Source organism: Burkholderia sp. Bp9143 (genome assembly GCF_003853645.1).
Lineage (GTDB): Bacteria > Pseudomonadota > Gammaproteobacteria > Burkholderiales > Burkholderiaceae > Burkholderia.
Genome location: NZ_QTPO01000069.1, coordinates 1 through 18208 on the forward strand (window position 1 = coordinate 1; position 18208 = coordinate 18208).

The window sequence follows — 18208 nt, forward strand, 5'->3', positions numbered from 1 at the left end:
CCGAAGACGCGCTCGGGCAAGATCATGCGGCGCCTGTTGCGCTCGCTCGCGAAGGGCGAGGCGATCACGCAGGACACGTCCACGCTCGAGAACCCGGCGATCCTCGACCAGCTCGCCGAAGTGCGCTGATCGCGCCTGTTGCGCACGTTGCGCGCACGAGCCCCTGCGCGGCAATCCCGATTGCCCGCGCAGGGGCTTTTTGCTAAATAACGGCATGACCGTTCCGTCCCGTCCGGTGCCTGCCGCGCCGCCGCCCGTTCCCGAGCCGCTCGCGCGTGCCCATGCGCGCTATTGGCGTTTCAACGTCGCGTTGATCCTGGTGCTGATGGCGATCGGCTTCACGGTGTCGTTCGTCGTGCCGTTCTTCGCACCCGCGCTCGCGGGCATCCGCTTCGCCGGTTTCAGCCTGCCGTTCTATGTCGGCGCGCAGGGCGCGATTCTCGTCTATCTCGTGCTGATCGTCGTCTACATCGGCCTGATGCAGCGCGCGGACCGCACGTTGCGGCGCGCGTATGACGAGCATGCCGCGCACGCGGACGATGCGCACCATGCCCGCTGATCCATGCTGACGCATCGACTGATTCGCGCGTACGCGCTCTACACGCTCGGCTTTCTCGGGTTCGTGCTGCTGCTGTGGAGGATCGAGCGCGCGACCGGCTCCGGTGTCTGGATCGGCTACGTGTTCCTGTTCGTGCCGATTGCGGTGTACGCGGTGATCGGGCTGCTGTCGCGCACGTCCGATCTCGTCGAATACTACGTGGCCGGGCGGCGCGTGCCGTCCGCGTTCAACGGGATGGCGACGGCGGCCGACTGGCTGTCGGCGGCGTCGTTCATCGGTCTCGCCGGCTCGCTCTACGCAACCGGCTACGACGCACTCGCGTACGTGATGGGGTGGACCGGCGGGTTCTGCCTCGTCGCGTTCCTGCTCGCGCCGTATGTGCGCAAGCTCGCGCGCTACACGATTCCGGATTTTCTCGGCACACGCTTTTCGAGCACCGCCGTGCGCGCGCTCGCGGCCGGCGCGGCGATCCTGTGCTCGTTCGTCTATCTGGTCGCGCAGATCCAGGGGATCGGGCTGATCGCGACGCGCTTCATCGGCGTCGACTTCGCGATCGGGATTTTCTGCGGGCTCGCGGGCATTCTCGTGTGCTCGTTTCTCGGCGGGATGCGCGCGGTCACGTGGACGCAGGTCGCGCAGTACATCATCCTGATCAGCGCGATCCTGATCCCCGTGTCGCTGATCGCGATGAAGAACGGGCTCGGGCCGGTGCCGCAGTTCAACTACGGCAAGCTGATGGAGCGCGTGGCGGCGCGCGAGGCGCGGCTGCGCGACGCGGCCGAGGAGCAGCAGGTGCGCGATGCGTATCGCCGGCAGGCCGCGGTCGTGCAGACGCAGCTCGATCGCCTGCCCGCATCGTATGCGGACGCGCGCCGGCAACTCGTCGACCAGCTCGCGGACCTGCGGCGCCACAACGGGCCGCTGCGCGAGATCAACCAGCGCGAGCGCGAGCTGGCGGACTTTCCGCGCGACCCGACGGCGGCGCGCGTGACCTGGACGCAGGCGCGCGACGACCTGCTGGCACGCGCCGAGCCGCCCGTGCCGATGCACGCGCCGTTTCCCGCGGCGAACGACGACGACCGTAAGCCGCGCGAACGGAATTTCCTCGCGCTGCTGCTGTGCCTGTCGCTCGGCACCGCGAGCCTGCCGCACATTCTCACGCGCTACAACACGACGACGTCGGTGGCGTCCGCACGGCGTTCGGTCGGCTGGACGCTGTTCTTCATCGCGCTGTTCTACCTGAGCGTGCCGGTGCTCGCGGTGATGATCAAGTACGAGATTCTCACCAACCTCGTCGGGCGGCCGATCGCGGAATTGCCGGCGTGGGTCACGCAGTGGCATCACTTCGAACCGGACCTGATCAGCGTGGTCGAGGTGATTCGCGACGGCATCGTCCACTGGTCGGAGATCCAGATGCAGCCCGACATGGTCGTGCTGGCCGCGCCGGAGATCGCGGGGCTGCCGTATGTCGTGTCGGGGCTGATCGCGGCCGGTGCGCTGGCCGCGGCGCTGTCGACCGCGGACGGGTTGCTGCTGACGATCGCGAATGCGTTGTCGCACGATGTTTACTACTGCATGGTCGCGCCGGATGCATCGAGCCAGCGGCGCGTGACGATCTCGAAGGTGCTGCTGCTCGGCGTCGCGCTGTTCGCGTCGTATGTCGCGTCACTCAATACGGGGAAGATTTTGTTTCTGGTCGGTGCGGCGTTTTCGCTCGCGGCTTCGAGTTTCTTTCCGGTGCTCGTGCTTGGGGTGTTCTGGAAACGCACGACGACGCGCGGTGCGATCGCCGGGATGGTGACGGGGCTCGCGGTGTGCGTGTATTACATCGTGTCGACTTATCCGTATTTCACGCAGCTCACGGGGTTTGCGGGGCGTACGTGGTTCGGGATCGAGCCAATCAGTTCAGGCGTGTTCGGTGTGCCGGCCGGGTTCGCGGTGGCGATCGCGGTCAGTCTGCTCGATCGGCAGCCGGATGAATATACGCGGGCGTTGGTGGATTACATCCGGCATCCGTGACGTGGAGGCGCCGGATGCAGGGCGTAGCGGCGGGGAAGGCGGGGACTCCGGGGAAAAGAAAAGCCCCTTGATTTCTCAGGGAAATCAAGGGGCTTCATGTGTCCTGGCGGAGAGAGGGGGATTCGAACCCCCGATAGGCGATTAACCTATACACGCTTTCCAGGCGTGCGACTTAAACCACTCATCCATCTCTCCGGAAGAGCGAGAGTATAGCAAACTCTGGTGGCCGCCCGCCACTCCCTTCGACGAGCCGCTGAAATCTGCCGGGAATCCGGTCCCAGCGGCAGGCGCGTCCGTGCCGTCCATGCAGCCGCCGCAGATGGGCGGCGAGGTTCCGCGGTCCGGCATCACGTCAAACGCACGCTTGCTCAACCGGGAGCGGGTGGCGCGGCAATCGTGCGATCATTGAGCGACAGACCGACCGACCCTGTCACCGGAGCCGGCGCATCAAACGGCGCGCCCGGTCGCTGGACGCGCTCCGTTCCCTCGATCATTTTCACCACGCACACCCGCTCATGACGATCTCCGCACTGCTCGCATTTGCCCTGATCCTGTCCGTCGGCGTCGCGACGCCCGGCCCGACGGTGTTGCTCGCGATGAGCAACGGTTCGCGCTACGGACTGCGTCACGCGATGGTCGGCATGCTCGGCGCGGTAACGGCCGACGTCGTGCTGGTCGCGCTGGTCGGGTTCGGTCTCGGCGTCATTCTCGAGGCGTCCGAAACCGCGTTCGTGACGCTGAAGCTGCTCGGCGCCGCATGGCTCGCGTACGTCGGCATCCGGATGCTGATGTCGAGCGGCAGTTCCGCCGCCGCGCCGGCGCAGGATCTTGCGACGCCCGATCGCCGCACCGCGTTCCTGAAGAGCTTCTTCGTCGCGATGAGCAACCCGAAGTACTACCTGTTCATGTCCGCGTTGCTGCCGCAGTTCGTCGACCGGTCGCATGCGGTCGCGCCGCAATACGCGATCCTCGCGGCGACGATCGTCGCGATCGACGTGATCGGGATGACGGGCTATGCGCTGCTCGGCGTGCATTCGGTGCGGGTGTGGAAAGCGGCCGGGGAGAAGTGGCTGAACCGGATCAGCGGGTCGTTGCTGCTGATGCTCGCGGGGTACGTCGCGTTGTATCGGAAAAGTGCGAACTGACTGGGCGCCTATTGCGCCGTACCGCCGGTCACGCCGGTGCCCGGACGCACGGCGGCGCGAGTCTGTTATCTTCCCGGGCATCGCATTGCTATCCCCGCCTCTTCATGACCGACCGCATCGTCGCCGCATTCGATTTCGACGGCACCATCACGACCACCGACAGCTTCCGCCATTTCGTCCGCTACGCGGTCGGTACGCCACGCTTTGCATGGGCCGGACTGCGGGCGCTGCCGTGGATCGTCGCGATGAAAGCGGGCCTGTTGTCGCGCGGCGATGCGAAGGCGAAGTTCGCGTGGTTTGCGTTCGGGTCGATCCGCGAGGACGCGCTCGACGCGCTCGCGCGCACTTTCGTCGACGGCTATCTGCCGAACCTCGTGCGTCCTGAAATGCTGGAGCGGGTGCGCGAGCATCAGGCGCGCGGGCATGAAGTCGTGCTGGTCAGCGCGTCGCCGTCGCTGTATCTGGAGAAGTGGGCGAAGACGGTCGGCATCGACACGGTACTCGCGACGCGCCTCGCGTTCGAGCGCGGCACGTTCACCGGGCGGCTGAACGGCGAGAACTGCTGGGGCCCGCAGAAGGTCGTGCGCTTGCGTGGCTGGTGGGGAAATCAGCCGCCCGCGCAACTGTTCGCCTACGGCGACAGCCGCGGCGACAAGGAAATGGCCGAACTCGCGAAGTGGGCGTGGATCCGCGGGCACGGGCCGATGCCGCCGATCGGCGCCTGATAGCCTGACCGACTGACGGGACCGGCGCGGCGCCCGTCGTTACGTGTCGGCCTGCTGCGCGCCGTGCGCCCCGCGAATCGGACGATACGCGCCCCAGCGATTCGCCCGCTTGAACGTGCCGATATCGTTGAACCGCACGCCGACTTCACGCAGCGCCGCATGGGCGGTGCGCGCGGTCAGCTGCCGGATGTAGAACGGATCGCGCACCACGAAGTGATGGATCGCATGCGTGCTGCCGAAGTTGAAGCAGAACAGCTGGAACGGCAGCATCCACCACGGTTTGAGCACCTGGGTCTGCTGGATCACGTTGCGCGAATCGATGTCGCCGAAGTAATGCATGTTCGAGCTGACGAAGTTGATGCAGAAGCTGCGCACGAAGTTCGGCCCGAGCCACACGACCGCGAGGAAATCGACGACGCTCATCACGCGCTCGACAACGGCCGGCACGGTTACCGCATGGCCGAGCGCATGCAGCGCGAACAGGCCGGCGTGATACACGATGAACGCGTGCCACAGCGCGTAGTACGCGTGACCGATCGGCATGTAGGACGACACCTGCTCGACGCGCAATTGTGCACGTTCGGCCGCATCCTGCACCGGCTGCGCGGCCAGGTACTGCTGGACCTTGCGGCGCATCGCATCCGGCCGCAGCACGACGGCGAGCATCCCGTCCGCGATCATCAGCAGTCGCTTCACGCCCCAGCGTTCGCCATTGGTGATGCCGAATTCCTCGAGATCCGATTCGCCGCCCGATACCTTGTGGTGATGCAGGTGCATGCGCCGGCGCGTCCACGGGTTGATCGTGCCCGGCCGCGTGAGCCAGCACAGCGCCATCATCAGGTGATAGGCCCACGGCGTCTTCTTGAAGTACATCAGGTGGATCAGGTCGTGCTCGAGTTCGTGGATCAACGACGTGACGAACGCGGCGAGCGGCAGCGCGACGTACCACGCGATCGCGCCGCGCGCATACAGCCATGCGATCGCGAGCATCGCACTCACCGACACGGCCATCACCGTCGCGCCGACGAGGTTCTGGTTGTCGAGCAGCGGAAAGCGCGCGCGGATCGCGTCGCTCGCGGCGTTGACCTCGCGCCGGACATACGCGACCTTGTCGGCGTCGTGGCGAAAGACGGTTCGTGCAGGTTGGCTCATCGACCGGAATCCGTGCGGAAAGAGTGGGGCGCAATGCCGATGTGACAAGCATAGGCGTGCCCCAGAGCGCACGCGAGGGCCGCTGGTGCCAATGATGGTGTCATTTCGGGCCACGATGGCCAGTGCGCCGGCCTGCCATACGGCTCGGTGCCGATAGAGTGCTGCGGTGGTGTCATTGCGGGCCAGCGACGCTACAATCCGCCGAAACCGCTCCGGAGTTCGCCGCATGGCCCTGTCCGTCCCGGATGCCGCGCGCCAGCTGCACAAGGCGACGGTGTCGTCCGCGTATGCGTTGTTCATGCTGATGCTCGCCGAGGAGCGCGGCATCGATGGCGGCCGCATTCTCGCCGGCTCGGGCGTCGAGCGCGACCGGCTCGCGCAGCCCGACGCGCGCATCACGCCACTTCAGCAGGCTGCGATCGTGTTCAACCTGCTCGAGTCGACCGACGATCCGTCGATCGCGATCGAGATCGGCCTGCGCAGCAGTCTCACGAAATCCGGGCTGATCGGCTTCGGGTTGATGAGTTGCGCGACGCTCGGCGAAGCGATCGCGCTCGGCATCCGCTACCTGCCGACGCGCGTGCCGTTCTTTTCGGTGCGGCTCGTGCAACTCGACGGGATCGTCGACATCGACGTGCTCGAGGCGTTTCCGCTCGGCCGGCTGCGCCAGTTCGCGGTGGAGAACTTCCTGGTCGAGACGGCGATCCTGTTCAACTCGCTGCTCGATCCCGCACCGGGGCGCACGCTTCAATCGCGCGCGGAGCTGCATTTCGAATGGCCCGAACCGCCGTGGTTCGAGCGCTATCGCGCGAGGCTGCCGCGCTGTCATTTCGACGCGAGCGCGAACCGCATCCGCTGCGACGCCGCGCTGCTCGACGAGCCGATCGGCACCGCGAACGCGCAGACCGCGCAGATGATCGTCCAGCAATGCGAGGCCGAGCTCGCGCGGCTCGGCTATGCGGAAAGCATCGTCGAGCGCGTGCGCAACCTGCTGATCTGCGGCGACGCCGGCTATCCGTCGGTGGACAAGGTCGCGCGCGAGCTGCACGTGTCGGCGCGTACGCTGAAACGCAAGCTCGCGGAATTCGGTGTGACCTATTCGGCGCTGCTCGACGAGATCCGGCTGCGCGATGCGCTCCGGTTGCTCGAGGGCACGCGCCTGCCGGTCGACGAGATCGCGGCGCGGGTCGGTTACACCGACCGCGCGAATTTCACGCGGGCATTCAAGCGCTGGACCGGCGTCGCGCCGAGCGAGCGGCGCTGACCGTGCGCCGGGCGGCGCGGGCCGGTGCCGGCTGCGTGTCCGGTCGCGTGCCCGGTCGCGTGCCCGGTCGCGTGCCCGGTCGCGTGCCCGGTCGCGTGCCCGGTGTTGATCAATCGATCATTCGCTCCGTCGGTCAATCGACCCATCAGACGATCGCAACCCAGTTCGCCCCGCGGCCGCCCGGCACGCGCGCGTGCAACGCCAGCGTGCCGTCGTCCGGCGCGATCGCGTACACCGACACGTATTCCGATTGCTCGCCGCATGCGACGAGCCAGCGTCCCGACGGATCGATCGCGAAGCCGCGCGGCTGCGTTTCGGTGGCGGTCGCGTGTACGGGTTCGAAGGTGCCGTCCGCACGGCGGCGATAGCAGAGCAACTGGCTCGACGTGCGTTCGCTGACATACGCGAAGCGCTCGTCCGGCGTCAGGTGCAGATCGGCGGCCCATACGGCGGGCCCGGTCGGCGCGGGCGGCCGAGCATGACCTTGCGCGAGGTCGGCGACGGCCGGGTGGCGTGCACTGACCTGCGCGTCGCCGAGGCGGCCGCTGTCGGTGTCGCGCGCGAAGCTCGCAAGCGTCGCCTGGAATTCGCTGACCACGACGAGTGCCTGACCATCACGTGTGAAGCGCAGGTGGCGCGGCCCGAAGCCACCCGGCACGCGCGTGTCGCCGTGCTCGACCGCATGCAGGCCGCCAGCATCCTCGATCAGCGCGAACGTGAAGATCCGGTCCGAGCCGAGCGAGCTCACGTACGCGAAGCGATTGTCCGGCGACACGATGACCGCATGCGCGTTCGCGATGCCGTCCGCGACCTGCAGCGGCGCACCGTCGCCGTCGCGCACGCGCGCGGCGTCGTAGAGGCTCAGCGAGTTGCCGCCATACGACGCGCCGAGCAGCCAGCGGCCACTGCGGTCGAGCGACAGGTAGGCGAGGCTCGCGTCGATCGCGGTCGCGCCGATGCGTGCGAACGCGCCGGTTCCCGTCGCGACGCGGAACGCGACGATGGTCGGCTGCTCGCCGCGGGTCGCGACGTACAGCCGCGCGCGATCGGGCTGCACGGCGACCGGCATCGCGACGTCGCCGGCGGGGTAGCGGGCGAGCGGCGCGAGCGTGCCGCCGGGTGTGAGCGAGAACGTGGCGAGGTCGCCGTCGGCGGCATTCGAGACGACGACAGTCAGGCGGTCAGTGTTCGGCATGGCGGAGCATGGCGGTGTTCGTGAAGGACTCGTCGGCCGGCAGGCCGCGCGGCGGATCGCTGCGCCGGTGCGTGCGCGCGAACAGCGCGGCGACCGCGGCGACGAGGGATGCGATCGCGAGTGCATACAGGCCACCCGTGATCGAACCCGTATGTTGCTTCAGATAGCCGAAGGCCGTCGGCGCGACGAAGCCGCCGAGGTTGCCGACCGAGTTGATCAGCGCGATCACCGCCGCGGCCACGCGCGTGTCGAGGTAGCCCTGCGGGATCGGCCAGAATAGCGACGACGCGGCCTTGAAGCCGAGCGCGGCGAAGCAGATCGACGCGAACGACCACACGGGATCGTGCGACGTCGACGCGAACAGCCCGCACGCGGCGAGCACGAGCGCGAACGACAGCCAGCGCTGCGGATGCTTCCACTTCGCGGACAGCACCGCGAAACCGTACATCGCGCCGATCGCGATCATCCACGGAATCGTGTTGTAGAGGCCGACCTGGAAGTCGGTGAGGCCGCCCATCTTGCGGATGATGGTCGGCAGCCAGAAGGTGGCCGCGTAGATCGTCAGCTGGATCGCGAAATACAGGAAGCAGAACAGCATGATCTGCGGGTCGCGCAGCAGCGTGGTGGCCGATACGTGCACCTTCGAGCGCACGTCGCGCGATGCACGCTCTTCATCGAGTGCGTTCTGGAGCGCCGCGCGCTCGTCGGCGGTGAGCCACGTCGCGTCGCGGATGTGCGACTTCAGCAGCAGCCAGCACGCGCCGCACAGCGCGACCGAGAACATCCCTTCGATCAGGAACATCCACTGCCAGCCCTGCAGGCCGAAGCCGTGGATCGACAGCAGCGCGCCGGTGACGGGCCCGGACAGCACCGACGCGAATGCGGAGCCGCCGAGGAAGATCGCCATCGCCTTGCCGCGTTCCTGCGGCGGCAGCCATTGCGACAGGTACAGCACGACGCCGGGGAAGAAGCCGGCCTCGGCCGCGCCGAGCAGGAAACGCAGCACGTAGAACGACGTATCGTTCCACACGAACGCCATCGCGGCGGCGACGATGCCCCACGTCGCCATGATCCGCGCGAGCCAGATACGCGCGCCGTAGCGCTGCATCAGCAGGTTCGACGGCACTTCGAACAGCGCGTAGCCGACGAAGAACAGGCCGGCGCCGAGCCCGTACGCGGCCGCGCCGATACCGATCGACGCTTCGAGGTGGCGGTCGACGAAGCCGACGTTCACGCGGTCGATGTAGTTCGCGATGAACATGATCAGCACGAGCGGCAGCACGTGCCATTTCACTTTCGAGACGGCGGACGCGAGCGGGTCGCGGCCGGGCAGGGCGGGCGAGGTCAAGGGGGAGTCTCCGGTCGGGCGGCGAACGGGGCGGCGGCCCGCGTTGGCGTCGGTTGGTGATCTAAGTAGTATGTCGTCGTATAACATGGTACGCCTGAGACTTCGGCGTGACGTCGCGGGTTTACCCGAAATATGCCCAAATATTGGGGAATATCAGGAGGCTGTCATCGTGTTCGATCACATCTGATGACGTATGACATGGGCTGATAGCCTGCCGGCCGGCAACCGGCTCCCGCCGGGCTGCATTGCGCTGCGATGGGCGTCGCCCCAAGGGCGCGGCCCGCTACGCCATCGACACGACGCTGTTCAGCAGCATCTTCACGAGCACCGCCTGCCGCGTCGCGCCCGTCTTCGCGAAGATCCCGCGCAGGTGCGCGCGGGCGGTGTTCTTCGTGATGCCGGTCGCGGTGGCCGCTTCGTCGAGCGTCAGGCCGTCGACGAGCCGCAGCGCGATCTCGGTTTCCATCGGCGTGAGGCGAAACAGCCGGTGCAGCATGTCGCGCGAGGTCTGCGGCGACGACGCCGGATCGCGGACGAACACCGCGACGGCTGGCCGGTGCTGGCGGTCCTCCGCGCCGCGATAGGGCGCGAGCGGGCGCAGCAGCACGTTCAGCGGCATCGCGCCGCCTGGGCGCGACAGCGTGGTGGCCTCGATGCGCGCGAGCGCGCCCGCACGGAAATGCTCGAGCGCGGCCTGCAACGCCTTCTGCAGCCGACGCTCGTCGAGCGGGCACGACGCATGGAGCCGCTCTTGACGCAGGCAAAGACCGTCCTGCTGCTCGATCAGCCGTTCGGCGATGCGGTTGTGCTTGATCACGCGGCCGTCCTCGTCGAGGATCGCGGTGCCGACGTCGAGCCGGTCGACGGTGCCCGCGTACAGTGCGCGCTCGGCATCGAGCACGTCGAGCGTCGCATGCAACTCGACCGCGCGCTGCAGGTGCGGCAGCAGCGTCGCGACCTGCGCGCGTTCGGCCACGTCGAAATCGCGGGCGCGATGAGCACGGCTCACGAAGAACGCGCACTCGACGCCGTGCTCGCCGCGCAGGGTCGCGCCGAGGATGAAGCGCAGGTCGAGCGGCTGCAGGTACTGCCGGTAGAAATCGTGCTCGCACCACCGGGTGGCGCCGAACAGCCCGTCGGCCGTGAACACCTGGCCGGGCGGCTGGTCGAGAAACGGGCACAGCGCGTAGAACTGCTCGCTGTACGACGGCTCGCCGGGCAGCAGCGGGCCGTGGGTCGATGCGTTGATGATGAGCCCGCGCCGCGAGCCGCCGGGGCTGCGCAGCACGAGCGTCGTGAAGCTCGCGTCGAGCCGCACGCGGATCGCTTCGAGAAAGCCCGCCCACGGCGTCGTTTCGGACGGGCCCTGATAGACGAGCCCGAGCCAAGCGCTGAGTTCGCGTGCCGTCCATGCCGCGTCGTCGAAACCGTCGTGCGCGGCCGTGTCGTCGGGCGCCAGCGCGATCCGCATGCTCGTGTTCTCCTGGGTGGGGGTGAAGGCTCACGATCCAGCATACCGGCCGGCCGGCGGCCCGCGTCATCCGAACGGAGTAGACGACGCGGGCCGTGCCCGTGCGACGCGGCTTGCGCCGCTTGGGCGGGTTATGCGGCGCGCTCGCGCAGCAGGTACGCGACGATGCGGTCCGCCGCCGCTTCCGGCGACTCGGCCACCGTATCGATGCGCAGTTCGGGCTGCGCGGGCGGCTCGTACGGCGAGTCGATGCCCGTGAAGTGCTTCAGTTCGCCCTTGCGCGCCTTCTTGTACAGGCCCTTTGGATCGCGCGCCTCGGCGACCGCGAGCGGCGTGTCGACGAACACTTCGACGAACTCGTCGGGTCCGGCCAGCGCGCGCGCCATGTCGCGTTCCGCGCGGAACGGCGAGATGAACGACACGAGCGTGATGAGCCCGGCATCGAGCATCAGCCGCGCGACTTCGGCCACGCGCCGGATGTTCTCCACGCGATCGGCCTCGGTGAAGCCGAGATCGCGATTCAGGCCGTGCCGCACGTTGTCGCCGTCGAGCAGGTACGTGTGCTTGCCGAGCGCATGCAGCCGCTGCTCGACGAGGTTCGCGATCGTCGACTTGCCCGCGCCGGACAGCCCGGTCAGCCACACGATGCGCGGCGTCTGCGCCTTCTGCACCGCGCGCGCGTCGCGGTCGACGTCGACCGCCTGCCAGTGCACGTTGTGCGCGCGGCGCAGCGCGAAGTGCAGCATCCCGGCGCCGACCGTGTCGTTGGTGAAGCGGTCGATCACGATGAAGCCGCCGGTGTGGCGGTTCCGGTCGTACGGATCGAACGCGACGGGCCGGTCGAAGCTCAGGTTGCACACGCCGATCTCGTTGAGCGCGAGCGTGCGCGCGGCGAGATGCTTGCGCGTGTTCACGTCGATCTTGTACTTCGGCGTCGCGCAGGTCGCGCCGACCGTCTGCGTGCCGAGCTTCACGAGATACGGCCGGCCCGGCAGCAGCGGTTCGTCGTGCATCCACACGAGCGTCGCCTCGAACTGGTCGGCCACTTCCGGCGGCGCGTCGGCGCGCGCGATCATGTCGCCGCGGCTGATGTCGATCTCGTCGGCGAGCGTGAGCGTCACCGCTTCGCCGGCACGCGCGACGTCGGCTTCGCCTGCAGGCGTGATCACCGACGCGACGCGGCTCTCCTTGCCGGACGGCAGCACGCGCACGCGTTCGCCGACGCGGACCTCGCCCGACGCGATGTTGCCGGCATAGCCGCGGAAGTTCAGGTGCGGCCGGTTGACCCATTGCACGGGCAGGCGGAACGGTTCGTCGCGCGTCACGCGCTCGACGAGCGGCAACGTGTCGAGATGCTGCATCAGCGTCGGGCCCGCGTACCACGGCATCCGCGTGCTCGGTGCGATCACGTTGTCGCCGCGCAGTGCGGACATCGGAATGCTGACGATCGCCTCGAGACCGAGCTCGGCCGCGAACGCGCGATAGTCGGCGTCGATGCGCTCGAACACGGCGCGGTCGTGGTCGACCAGGTCCATCTTGTTGATCGCGAGCACGATGCGCTTGATGCCGATCAGCGCGACGAGGTGGCTGTGGCGGCGCGTCTGCGTGAGTACGCCCTTGCGCGCGTCGATCAGGATCACGGCGAGATCGGCGGTCGACGCGCCGGTGATCATGTTGCGTGTGTATTGCTCGTGGCCGGGCGTGTCGGCGACGATGAACTTGCGGCGCGCGGTCGCGAAGAAGCGGTACGCGACGTCGATCGTGATGCCCTGTTCGCGCTCGGCCGACAGGCCGTCGACGAGCAGCGCGAAATCGAGCTCGCCGCCTTGCGTGCCGACCTTCTTCGAATCGGCCTCGAGCTGGGTCAGCTGGTCGTCGAACAGCATGTTCGATTCGTAGAGCAGGCGGCCGATCAGCGTGCTCTTGCCGTCGTCGACGCTGCCGCAGGTGATGAAGCGCAGCAGGTCCTTCGTCTGCGCATCGTCGGCGTGCATGTCGGGAGTCGCGCGCGCGAGCGTGTCGGGCGCGGTGAGAACGTGTGCCATCAGAAATATCCCTCCTGTTTCTTCTTTTCCATCGAACCGGCCGAATCGCTGTCGATCAGGCGTCCCTGGCGCTCGGACGTGCGCGTGTCGCGCATCTCCCGCAGGATGTCGTCGAGCGACGTCGCATCGCTGTCGATCGCGCCCGTCAGCGGATAGCAGCCGAGCGTGCGAAAGCGTACCTTGCGCATCTGCGGCACTTCGCCTTCGCGCAGCGGCAGGCGCGCGTCGTCGACCATGATCAGCGCGCCGTCGCGCTCGACCACCGGCCGCTCCTTTGCGTAGTAGAGCGGCACGATCGGAATGTCGTGCAGCCGGATGTACTGCCAGATGTCGAGCTCGGTCCAGTTGGAAATCGGGAACACGCGCAGGCTTTCGCCCTTGCGCTTGCGCGCGTTGTACAGCGACCAGAGTTCGGGGCGCTGGCGCTTCGGGTCCCAGCGGTGCTGCTCGGAGCGCAGCGACACGATGCGCTCCTTCGCGCGCGATTTCTCCTCGTCGCGGCGCGCGCCGCCGAACGCGGCGTCGAAGCCATGGTGGTCGAGCGCCTGCTTGAGGCCCTGGGTCTTCCACACGTCGGTGTGCACGGCCGAGCCGTGCGTGAACGGATTGATGTCGTTCGACACGCCATCCGGGTTCACGTGCACGCGCAGGTCGAGGCCGAGGCGCTCGGCCGTCTCGTCGCGAAACGCGATCATCTCGCGGAACTTCCACGTCGTGTCGACGTGCAGCAGCGGAAAGGGCGGCTTCGCCGGGTAGAACGCCTTCATCGCGAGATGCAGCATGACCGAGCTGTCCTTGCCGATCGAATAGAGCATCACCGGGTTTTCGCTTTCCGCGACCACCTCGCGCATGATGTGGATGCTCTCGGCCTCCAGTCGCTCCAAGTGGGTCAACATCGTTCGTCTCCTTGTTTCATGCCGGCGCCGCGCGACATGTGCGGCGTTTCGTGCATGACGCCAACGGTATCGAGCGAGGGCGGTCCGATTCTTCGTCCGGGTGGACTAAACCGCGGCTCGGCGGCGCAGCGGATCTTTCCTTAGTCCACCCGGACGAAGTGGCGCGTGGCGCGCTCGCTTAAGGTGAGCGCTCGACCATCGGCGGAGACGACACATGACGGACGACACACGTGCCACGCAATTGCTTTCGGGCCAGACCTGGGCCGATTTCTGCGACACCCTGAAACGCAGCGGGCAGCAGATCCTGCGTGCCGAGGCGCCGGACGATCCGCTCACGCGCGCGGAAGGATTCCGCTACCTGAGCCGGCTGATGCGCATCGCGCTCGAGATGCACGTCGAGTTCGCGGACGGTACGTGGCCCGGCTTCTTCTCGCCGTCGCATGAGACCGCGAAGATCGGCGCCGACAATCCCGACAACCTGTACCAGTACGCGCGCCTCGACGGCCGCTGCGAATATCGCGTGACGGGGCGGCGCGGCACGGTCGCGTACCTGAGCTTCGGCACGCAGAAGGGCGGCTACGAGACGGACGGCAAGATGCTGCAGACGGGCTTCCTCGACGCGAAGCAGCTCGAGATCGCGCCGGACGGCAGCTTCGAGATCGTGCTGGGCGCGACGCCGCGCGCGGGCAACTGGGTGCGAATGGAACCTGGCACGAACGCGCTGCTGGTGCGCCAGACGTTCCTCGACCGGCGCGCGGAGACGCCGGCGCAACTGAAGATCGAGCGCATCGGCGCGCACGATCGCCCGGCGTCGCTCGACCCGCTCGTGCTGCAGGGCGGCCTCACGCGCGCCGCGCAGTTCGTCGAGCAGACGTCGAAGCTGTTCGCCGACTGGGCCGCGAGCTACGGGGCGCACGTGAACGCACTGCCGCCCGCGGACCAGGCGCTGTGCCAGTCGGTCGGCGGCGATCCGAACATCTACTACTATCACTCGTGCTGGTCGCTGGCCGACGACGAGGCGCTCGTGATCGACGTCGACACGGTGCCCGACTGCGACTTCTGGAACGTGCAGCTCAACAACTACTGGATGGAGTCGCTCGACTATCGGCACTTCGACATCTGCGTGAACAAGCACAGTGCGCGGCTGAATGTCGACGGCGGCGTGACGGTGGTGGTCGCCGCGTCGCGGCCGGGCGACACGAACTGGCTCGATACGGCAGGGCATCGCACCGGCACGATCTGCTGGCGCTGGGTCGGCGCCGCGCAGCCGGTGCATCCGCGCACGCGCGTCGTCAAGCTCGCCGCGCTGAAGGAGGCCGCATGAACGCGCCGCTCGACCGGATCCGCACGCAGCTCGACGCCGACGGACTGATCGCCGAGGCGGTATTGCGCACGGGCGGGCTCACCGCGTTCGGAGACGGCCCGTATCGCGAGGCGCTCGACGTGATGTGTGCATCGCTGATCGATGAAGCGAAGCTGTCCGCGCGTGGCGCGGAGATGATGCGTGAAAAGCTGGTCGGCCAGCTCGTGAACCGGCTCGTCGTCGAGTCCTACTGCCGCCGTCATCCGGCGATTGCCGACATCGAGATCGACGACCCGCTCGTGATCGTCGGGCTGCCGCGCACCGGCACGACGCTGCTGCAGCGGCTGCTCGCGGTCGATTCGCGCTTTCATTCGGCCGCGTGGTGGGAAACGCGCTATCCGGCGCCGCTCGCCGGCGAGACGCTCGACGCGCCGGCCGTGCGCATCGCGCGCGCGCAGGCCGAGGTCGCGACGATGATCGACTGCATTCCGCAGATCCTGACGATCCATCCGCTCGACGCGATGCTCGCCGACGAGGAGTTCATGCTGATGGAGCACTCGTTCGTGTGCGCGATGGATTCGTACGCGAACGTGCCGGGCTATACGGCATGGCTCGAGAAGCAGGACCTGACGCCGGTCTACACGTACCTGAAACGGATGCTGCAGTTCCTGCAGTGGCAGAAGTCGCAGCGCGGCGTCGCGCCGGCCGAGCGCTGGCTGCTGAAGACGCCGCAGCACCTGCACGCGCTCGACGTGCTGTGCCGCGTGTTCCCGCGCGCGCAGGTGGTGCTCACGCACCGCGACCCGGCGCAGACGATTCCGTCGATGGCGAGCATGGCGCACACGCTGTGGCAGATGTACGCGGACGACCCGGATCCGCTCGCCGTCGGCGCGCAGTGGAACGCGGGGATGGCGCGCGCGATTGGCGCGGCGATGACGGCGCGCGATGCGCTGCCCGCGGAGCGCTTTCTCGACGTGCGTTTCGAGGACACCGTGTCGAATCCGCTCGGCGTCGTGGAGGCCGTGTACCGCTTCGCGGGGATGCCGCTCGATGCGCGGCAGCGCGCGGCGATGGCGGACTGGATGGCGCGCAACGGCCGCGACAAGCGTGCCGCCCACGACTATTCGATCGCGCGCTTCGGCTTCACCGACGCGCAGCTTGCACGCGACTTCGCCGCGTATCGAGCGCGGCACCTGCGGGCGGCCGGCTGACGGCGCGCCCGCGAGACGAACGACAACCAGGAGACAACCCATGTTGCTGAAGGACAAGATCGTCGTGATTTCCGGGATCGGGCCGGGGCTCGGCGTAAAGCTCGCCGTCGAGGCGGCACGCGAGGGCGCGCGCGGCGTGGTCGTCGCGGCACGCACGATGGAAAAGCTCGACGATGCGGAGGCACGGATCCGCGAACTCGGCGTCGCGTGCGAGGTGCTGAAGGTGCGAACCGACATCGCCGAGCGCGCGCAGTGCCGGCAGCTCGCGACGCACGCGGTCGAGCGCTTCGGGCGGATCGACGCGCTCGTGAACAGCGCGTTCGTGCATGGCACGTTTCCGGAGGCGGTCGAGGAAGCCGATCTCGACGGCTGGCGCGCGGTGTTCGACACCAACGTGTTTGGCACGATGACGCTCACGCAGGAAGTCGTGCCGCACATGAAGCGGCAGAAACGCGGCGCGATCGTGATGATCAACACGCAGGCGACCCGCAAGCCGTTTGCAGGGGAATCGGGCTACGCTATATCGAAGGGCGCGCTCGCGGTTGCGGCAAAATACCTGGCGCGCGAGCTCGGCGTGCACGGGATCCGCGCGAACAGCATTCACATGGGCTGGATGTGGGGCGTGCCGACGCAGGCGTATTTCCGGCGGGCGGCCGCCGAGTACGGGATGACGGAGGCGGAGATCATCGCGCCGATCGCGTCGAACATCGCGCTCGCGAAACTGCCGACCGACGACGACTGCGCGCGCGCGGCGCTGTTTCTCGCGTCGGATTATGCGAACGCGGTGACCGGCGCGACGCTGGACGCGAACGGCGGCGATTTCATGCCCTGAGGACGGAGCAACGGATCATGCAGGAAAAACAACAGGGACGGCATTTCTTCGCGTTCAACGGCGACGCGGACGGCCTGTGCGCGCTGCAGCAACTGCGGCTCGCGGAGGGCGAACGCGGCACGCTCGTGACCGGCGTGAAGCGCGACATCAAGCTGCTCGAGCGAATCGATGCGCGCTCCGGCGACCGCGTGACCGTGCTCGACGTGTCGCACGACCAGAACCGCGACGCATGCGCGCGGCTGCTGCGCGAGGGCGCGGCGGTCCGCTACTTCGACCATCACTTCGCGGGCGAACTGCCCGGCGATCCGCGTTTCGACGCGTACATCGACACGGCCGCCGACGTCTGCACGAGCGCGCTCGTGAACCGCCATCTCGGCGGCCGGCATGTGCGCTGGGCGATCGTCGCGGCGTTCGGCGACGAACTGCCGGCGCTTGGCGACGCGCTCGCGCGCGAATACGGGATCGGCGAAGCCGAACGCGGCACGCTGGCCGAACTCGGGCTCTACCTGAACTACAACGCGTACGGCGATTGCGTCGACGACCTGCATTTCGATCCGGCGGCGCTGGCCGACGCGATGCTGCCGTGCGTCGATCCGCTCGACTTCGTGCGCGGCACCCCGGTGTTCGCCGCGCTGCGCGACGGCTATCGCGACGACATGGCACGGGCATGCGCGCTCGCGCCGCTGCGCGACGTGCCGGGCGCGACGCTGATCAGGATGCCGGATCAGCCGTGGGCGCGGCGCGCGACGGGGATGCTCGCGAACGAACGGATGCGCAATGCGCCGCATGCGGCGCTCGCGGTGCTGTCGCCGCGCGCGCAGGGCGGGCTCGTGGTCAGCGTGCGCGTGCCCGACGGCCGGCCGCTCGGCGCCGACGAATTCTGTCGCGGCTTCCCGACCGGCGGCGGGCGCAAGCGCGCGGGCGGCATCAACCATCTGCCGGAAACCGAGTTCGACGCGTTCGCCGAGCGTTTCGAAGCGGCGTTTCGTCTCGACTGATCCGAGGGCCTGCGACGCGCGCGCCGTGCAGCGATGCCACGGCGC

At 68.0% G+C, this 18208-nt stretch carries 14 protein-coding genes, 1 tRNA gene and 1 pseudogene; 9 read left to right on the forward strand and 7 right to left on the reverse strand.

Translation table 11 applies throughout. The features are described from left to right. Positions 1–214 precede the first annotated feature (214 nt). The gene (locus tag DIE23_RS34865; RefSeq protein WP_124616873.1) at positions 215–559 is read left to right on the forward strand and encodes a DUF4212 domain-containing protein; all 345 of its coding nucleotides are present in this window, start codon (positions 215–217) and stop codon (positions 557–559) included. A 3-nt stretch (positions 560–562) separates the two neighbouring features. Beyond that, positions 563–2578 (forward strand): sodium:solute symporter family protein, encoded by a 2016-nt coding sequence (locus DIE23_RS34870; protein WP_124616875.1) that lies wholly within the window; start codon positions 563–565, stop codon positions 2576–2578. Between the two features lie 104 nt (positions 2579–2682). Here DIE23_RS34870 and DIE23_RS34875 read toward each other — a convergent pair. Beyond that, a tRNA-Ser gene (locus DIE23_RS34875) sits at positions 2683–2773 on the reverse strand. Between the two features lie 320 nt (positions 2774–3093). Here DIE23_RS34875 and DIE23_RS34880 point away from each other — a divergent pair. Together DIE23_RS34880 and DIE23_RS34885 are read left to right on the forward strand one after the other, a co-directional pair. Next, complete coding sequence (locus tag DIE23_RS34880) at positions 3094–3723, forward strand: LysE family translocator (protein ID WP_124616877.1); 630 nt, start codon at positions 3094–3096, stop codon at positions 3721–3723. A gap of 104 nt (positions 3724–3827) precedes the next feature. Further along, the gene (locus DIE23_RS34885; RefSeq protein ID WP_124616879.1) at positions 3828–4448 is read left to right on the forward strand and encodes an HAD family hydrolase; all 621 of its coding nucleotides are present in this window, start codon (positions 3828–3830) and stop codon (positions 4446–4448) included. A gap of 39 nt (positions 4449–4487) precedes the next feature. On the opposite strand, the gene DIE23_RS34890 is transcribed toward DIE23_RS34885, so the two are convergent. Next, positions 4488–5600 (reverse strand): fatty acid desaturase, encoded by a 1113-nt coding sequence (locus tag DIE23_RS34890; RefSeq protein ID WP_124616881.1) that lies wholly within the window; start codon positions 5598–5600, stop codon positions 4488–4490. Between the two features lie 226 nt (positions 5601–5826). Here DIE23_RS34890 and DIE23_RS34895 point away from each other — a divergent pair, with 226 nt between their 5' ends. Continuing rightward, a complete protein-coding gene (locus tag DIE23_RS34895) occupies positions 5827–6864 on the forward strand; it encodes an AraC family transcriptional regulator (protein WP_124616883.1) in 1038 nt (345 codons plus the stop codon). Between the two features lie 145 nt (positions 6865–7009). On the opposite strand, the gene DIE23_RS34905 is transcribed toward DIE23_RS34895, so the two are convergent. From DIE23_RS34905 to cysD, 5 genes and pseudogenes are all read right to left on the reverse strand, one after another. Beyond that, positions 7010–8059: a beta-propeller fold lactonase family protein gene (locus tag DIE23_RS34905; RefSeq protein WP_124616887.1), complete on the reverse strand. Its 1050-nt coding sequence runs from the start codon at positions 8057–8059 to the stop codon at positions 7010–7012. Beyond that, complete coding sequence (locus DIE23_RS34910; protein WP_124616889.1) at positions 8046–9407, reverse strand: MFS transporter; 1362 nt, start codon at positions 9405–9407, stop codon at positions 8046–8048. Before DIE23_RS34910 ends, DIE23_RS34905 begins: the two co-directional genes overlap by 14 nt. 283 nt (positions 9408–9690) lie before the next feature. Continuing rightward, positions 9691–10878: a helix-turn-helix transcriptional regulator gene (locus DIE23_RS34915; RefSeq protein ID WP_124616891.1), complete on the reverse strand. Its 1188-nt coding sequence runs from the start codon at positions 10876–10878 to the stop codon at positions 9691–9693. Positions 10879–11009: 131 nt separating this feature from the next. Then, complete coding sequence (gene cysN, locus DIE23_RS34920; protein WP_124616893.1) at positions 11010–12923, reverse strand: sulfate adenylyltransferase subunit CysN; 1914 nt, start codon at positions 12921–12923, stop codon at positions 11010–11012. Beyond that, positions 12923–13843 (reverse strand): annotated as a pseudogene (gene cysD, locus DIE23_RS34925) (sulfate adenylyltransferase subunit CysD); the annotation flags it as partial. The gene cysN and the pseudogene cysD, both read right to left, overlap by 1 nt. Before the next feature lie 190 nt (positions 13844–14033). On the opposite strand from cysD, the gene DIE23_RS34930 reads away from it, so the two are divergent. From DIE23_RS34930 to DIE23_RS34945, 4 genes are read left to right on the forward strand one after another with little or no spacing between them, the layout of a single operon-like run. Continuing rightward, on the forward strand, positions 14034–15143 hold the full coding sequence (locus DIE23_RS34930; RefSeq protein WP_124616897.1) for a DUF1214 domain-containing protein: 1110 nt from the start codon (positions 14034–14036) through the stop codon (positions 15141–15143). Then, the gene (locus DIE23_RS34935) at positions 15140–16333 is read left to right on the forward strand and encodes a sulfotransferase (RefSeq protein WP_124616899.1); all 1194 of its coding nucleotides are present in this window, start codon (positions 15140–15142) and stop codon (positions 16331–16333) included. The genes DIE23_RS34930 and DIE23_RS34935 overlap by 4 nt, the downstream gene beginning before the upstream one ends. A 40-nt stretch (positions 16334–16373) precedes the next feature. Continuing rightward, complete coding sequence (locus tag DIE23_RS34940) at positions 16374–17165, forward strand: SDR family oxidoreductase (RefSeq protein WP_124616901.1); 792 nt, start codon at positions 16374–16376, stop codon at positions 17163–17165. Between the two features lie 17 nt (positions 17166–17182). Beyond that, complete coding sequence (locus DIE23_RS34945) at positions 17183–18163, forward strand: acetyltransferase (protein WP_124616903.1); 981 nt, start codon at positions 17183–17185, stop codon at positions 18161–18163. The last annotated feature ends 45 nt before the right edge of the window (positions 18164–18208 follow it).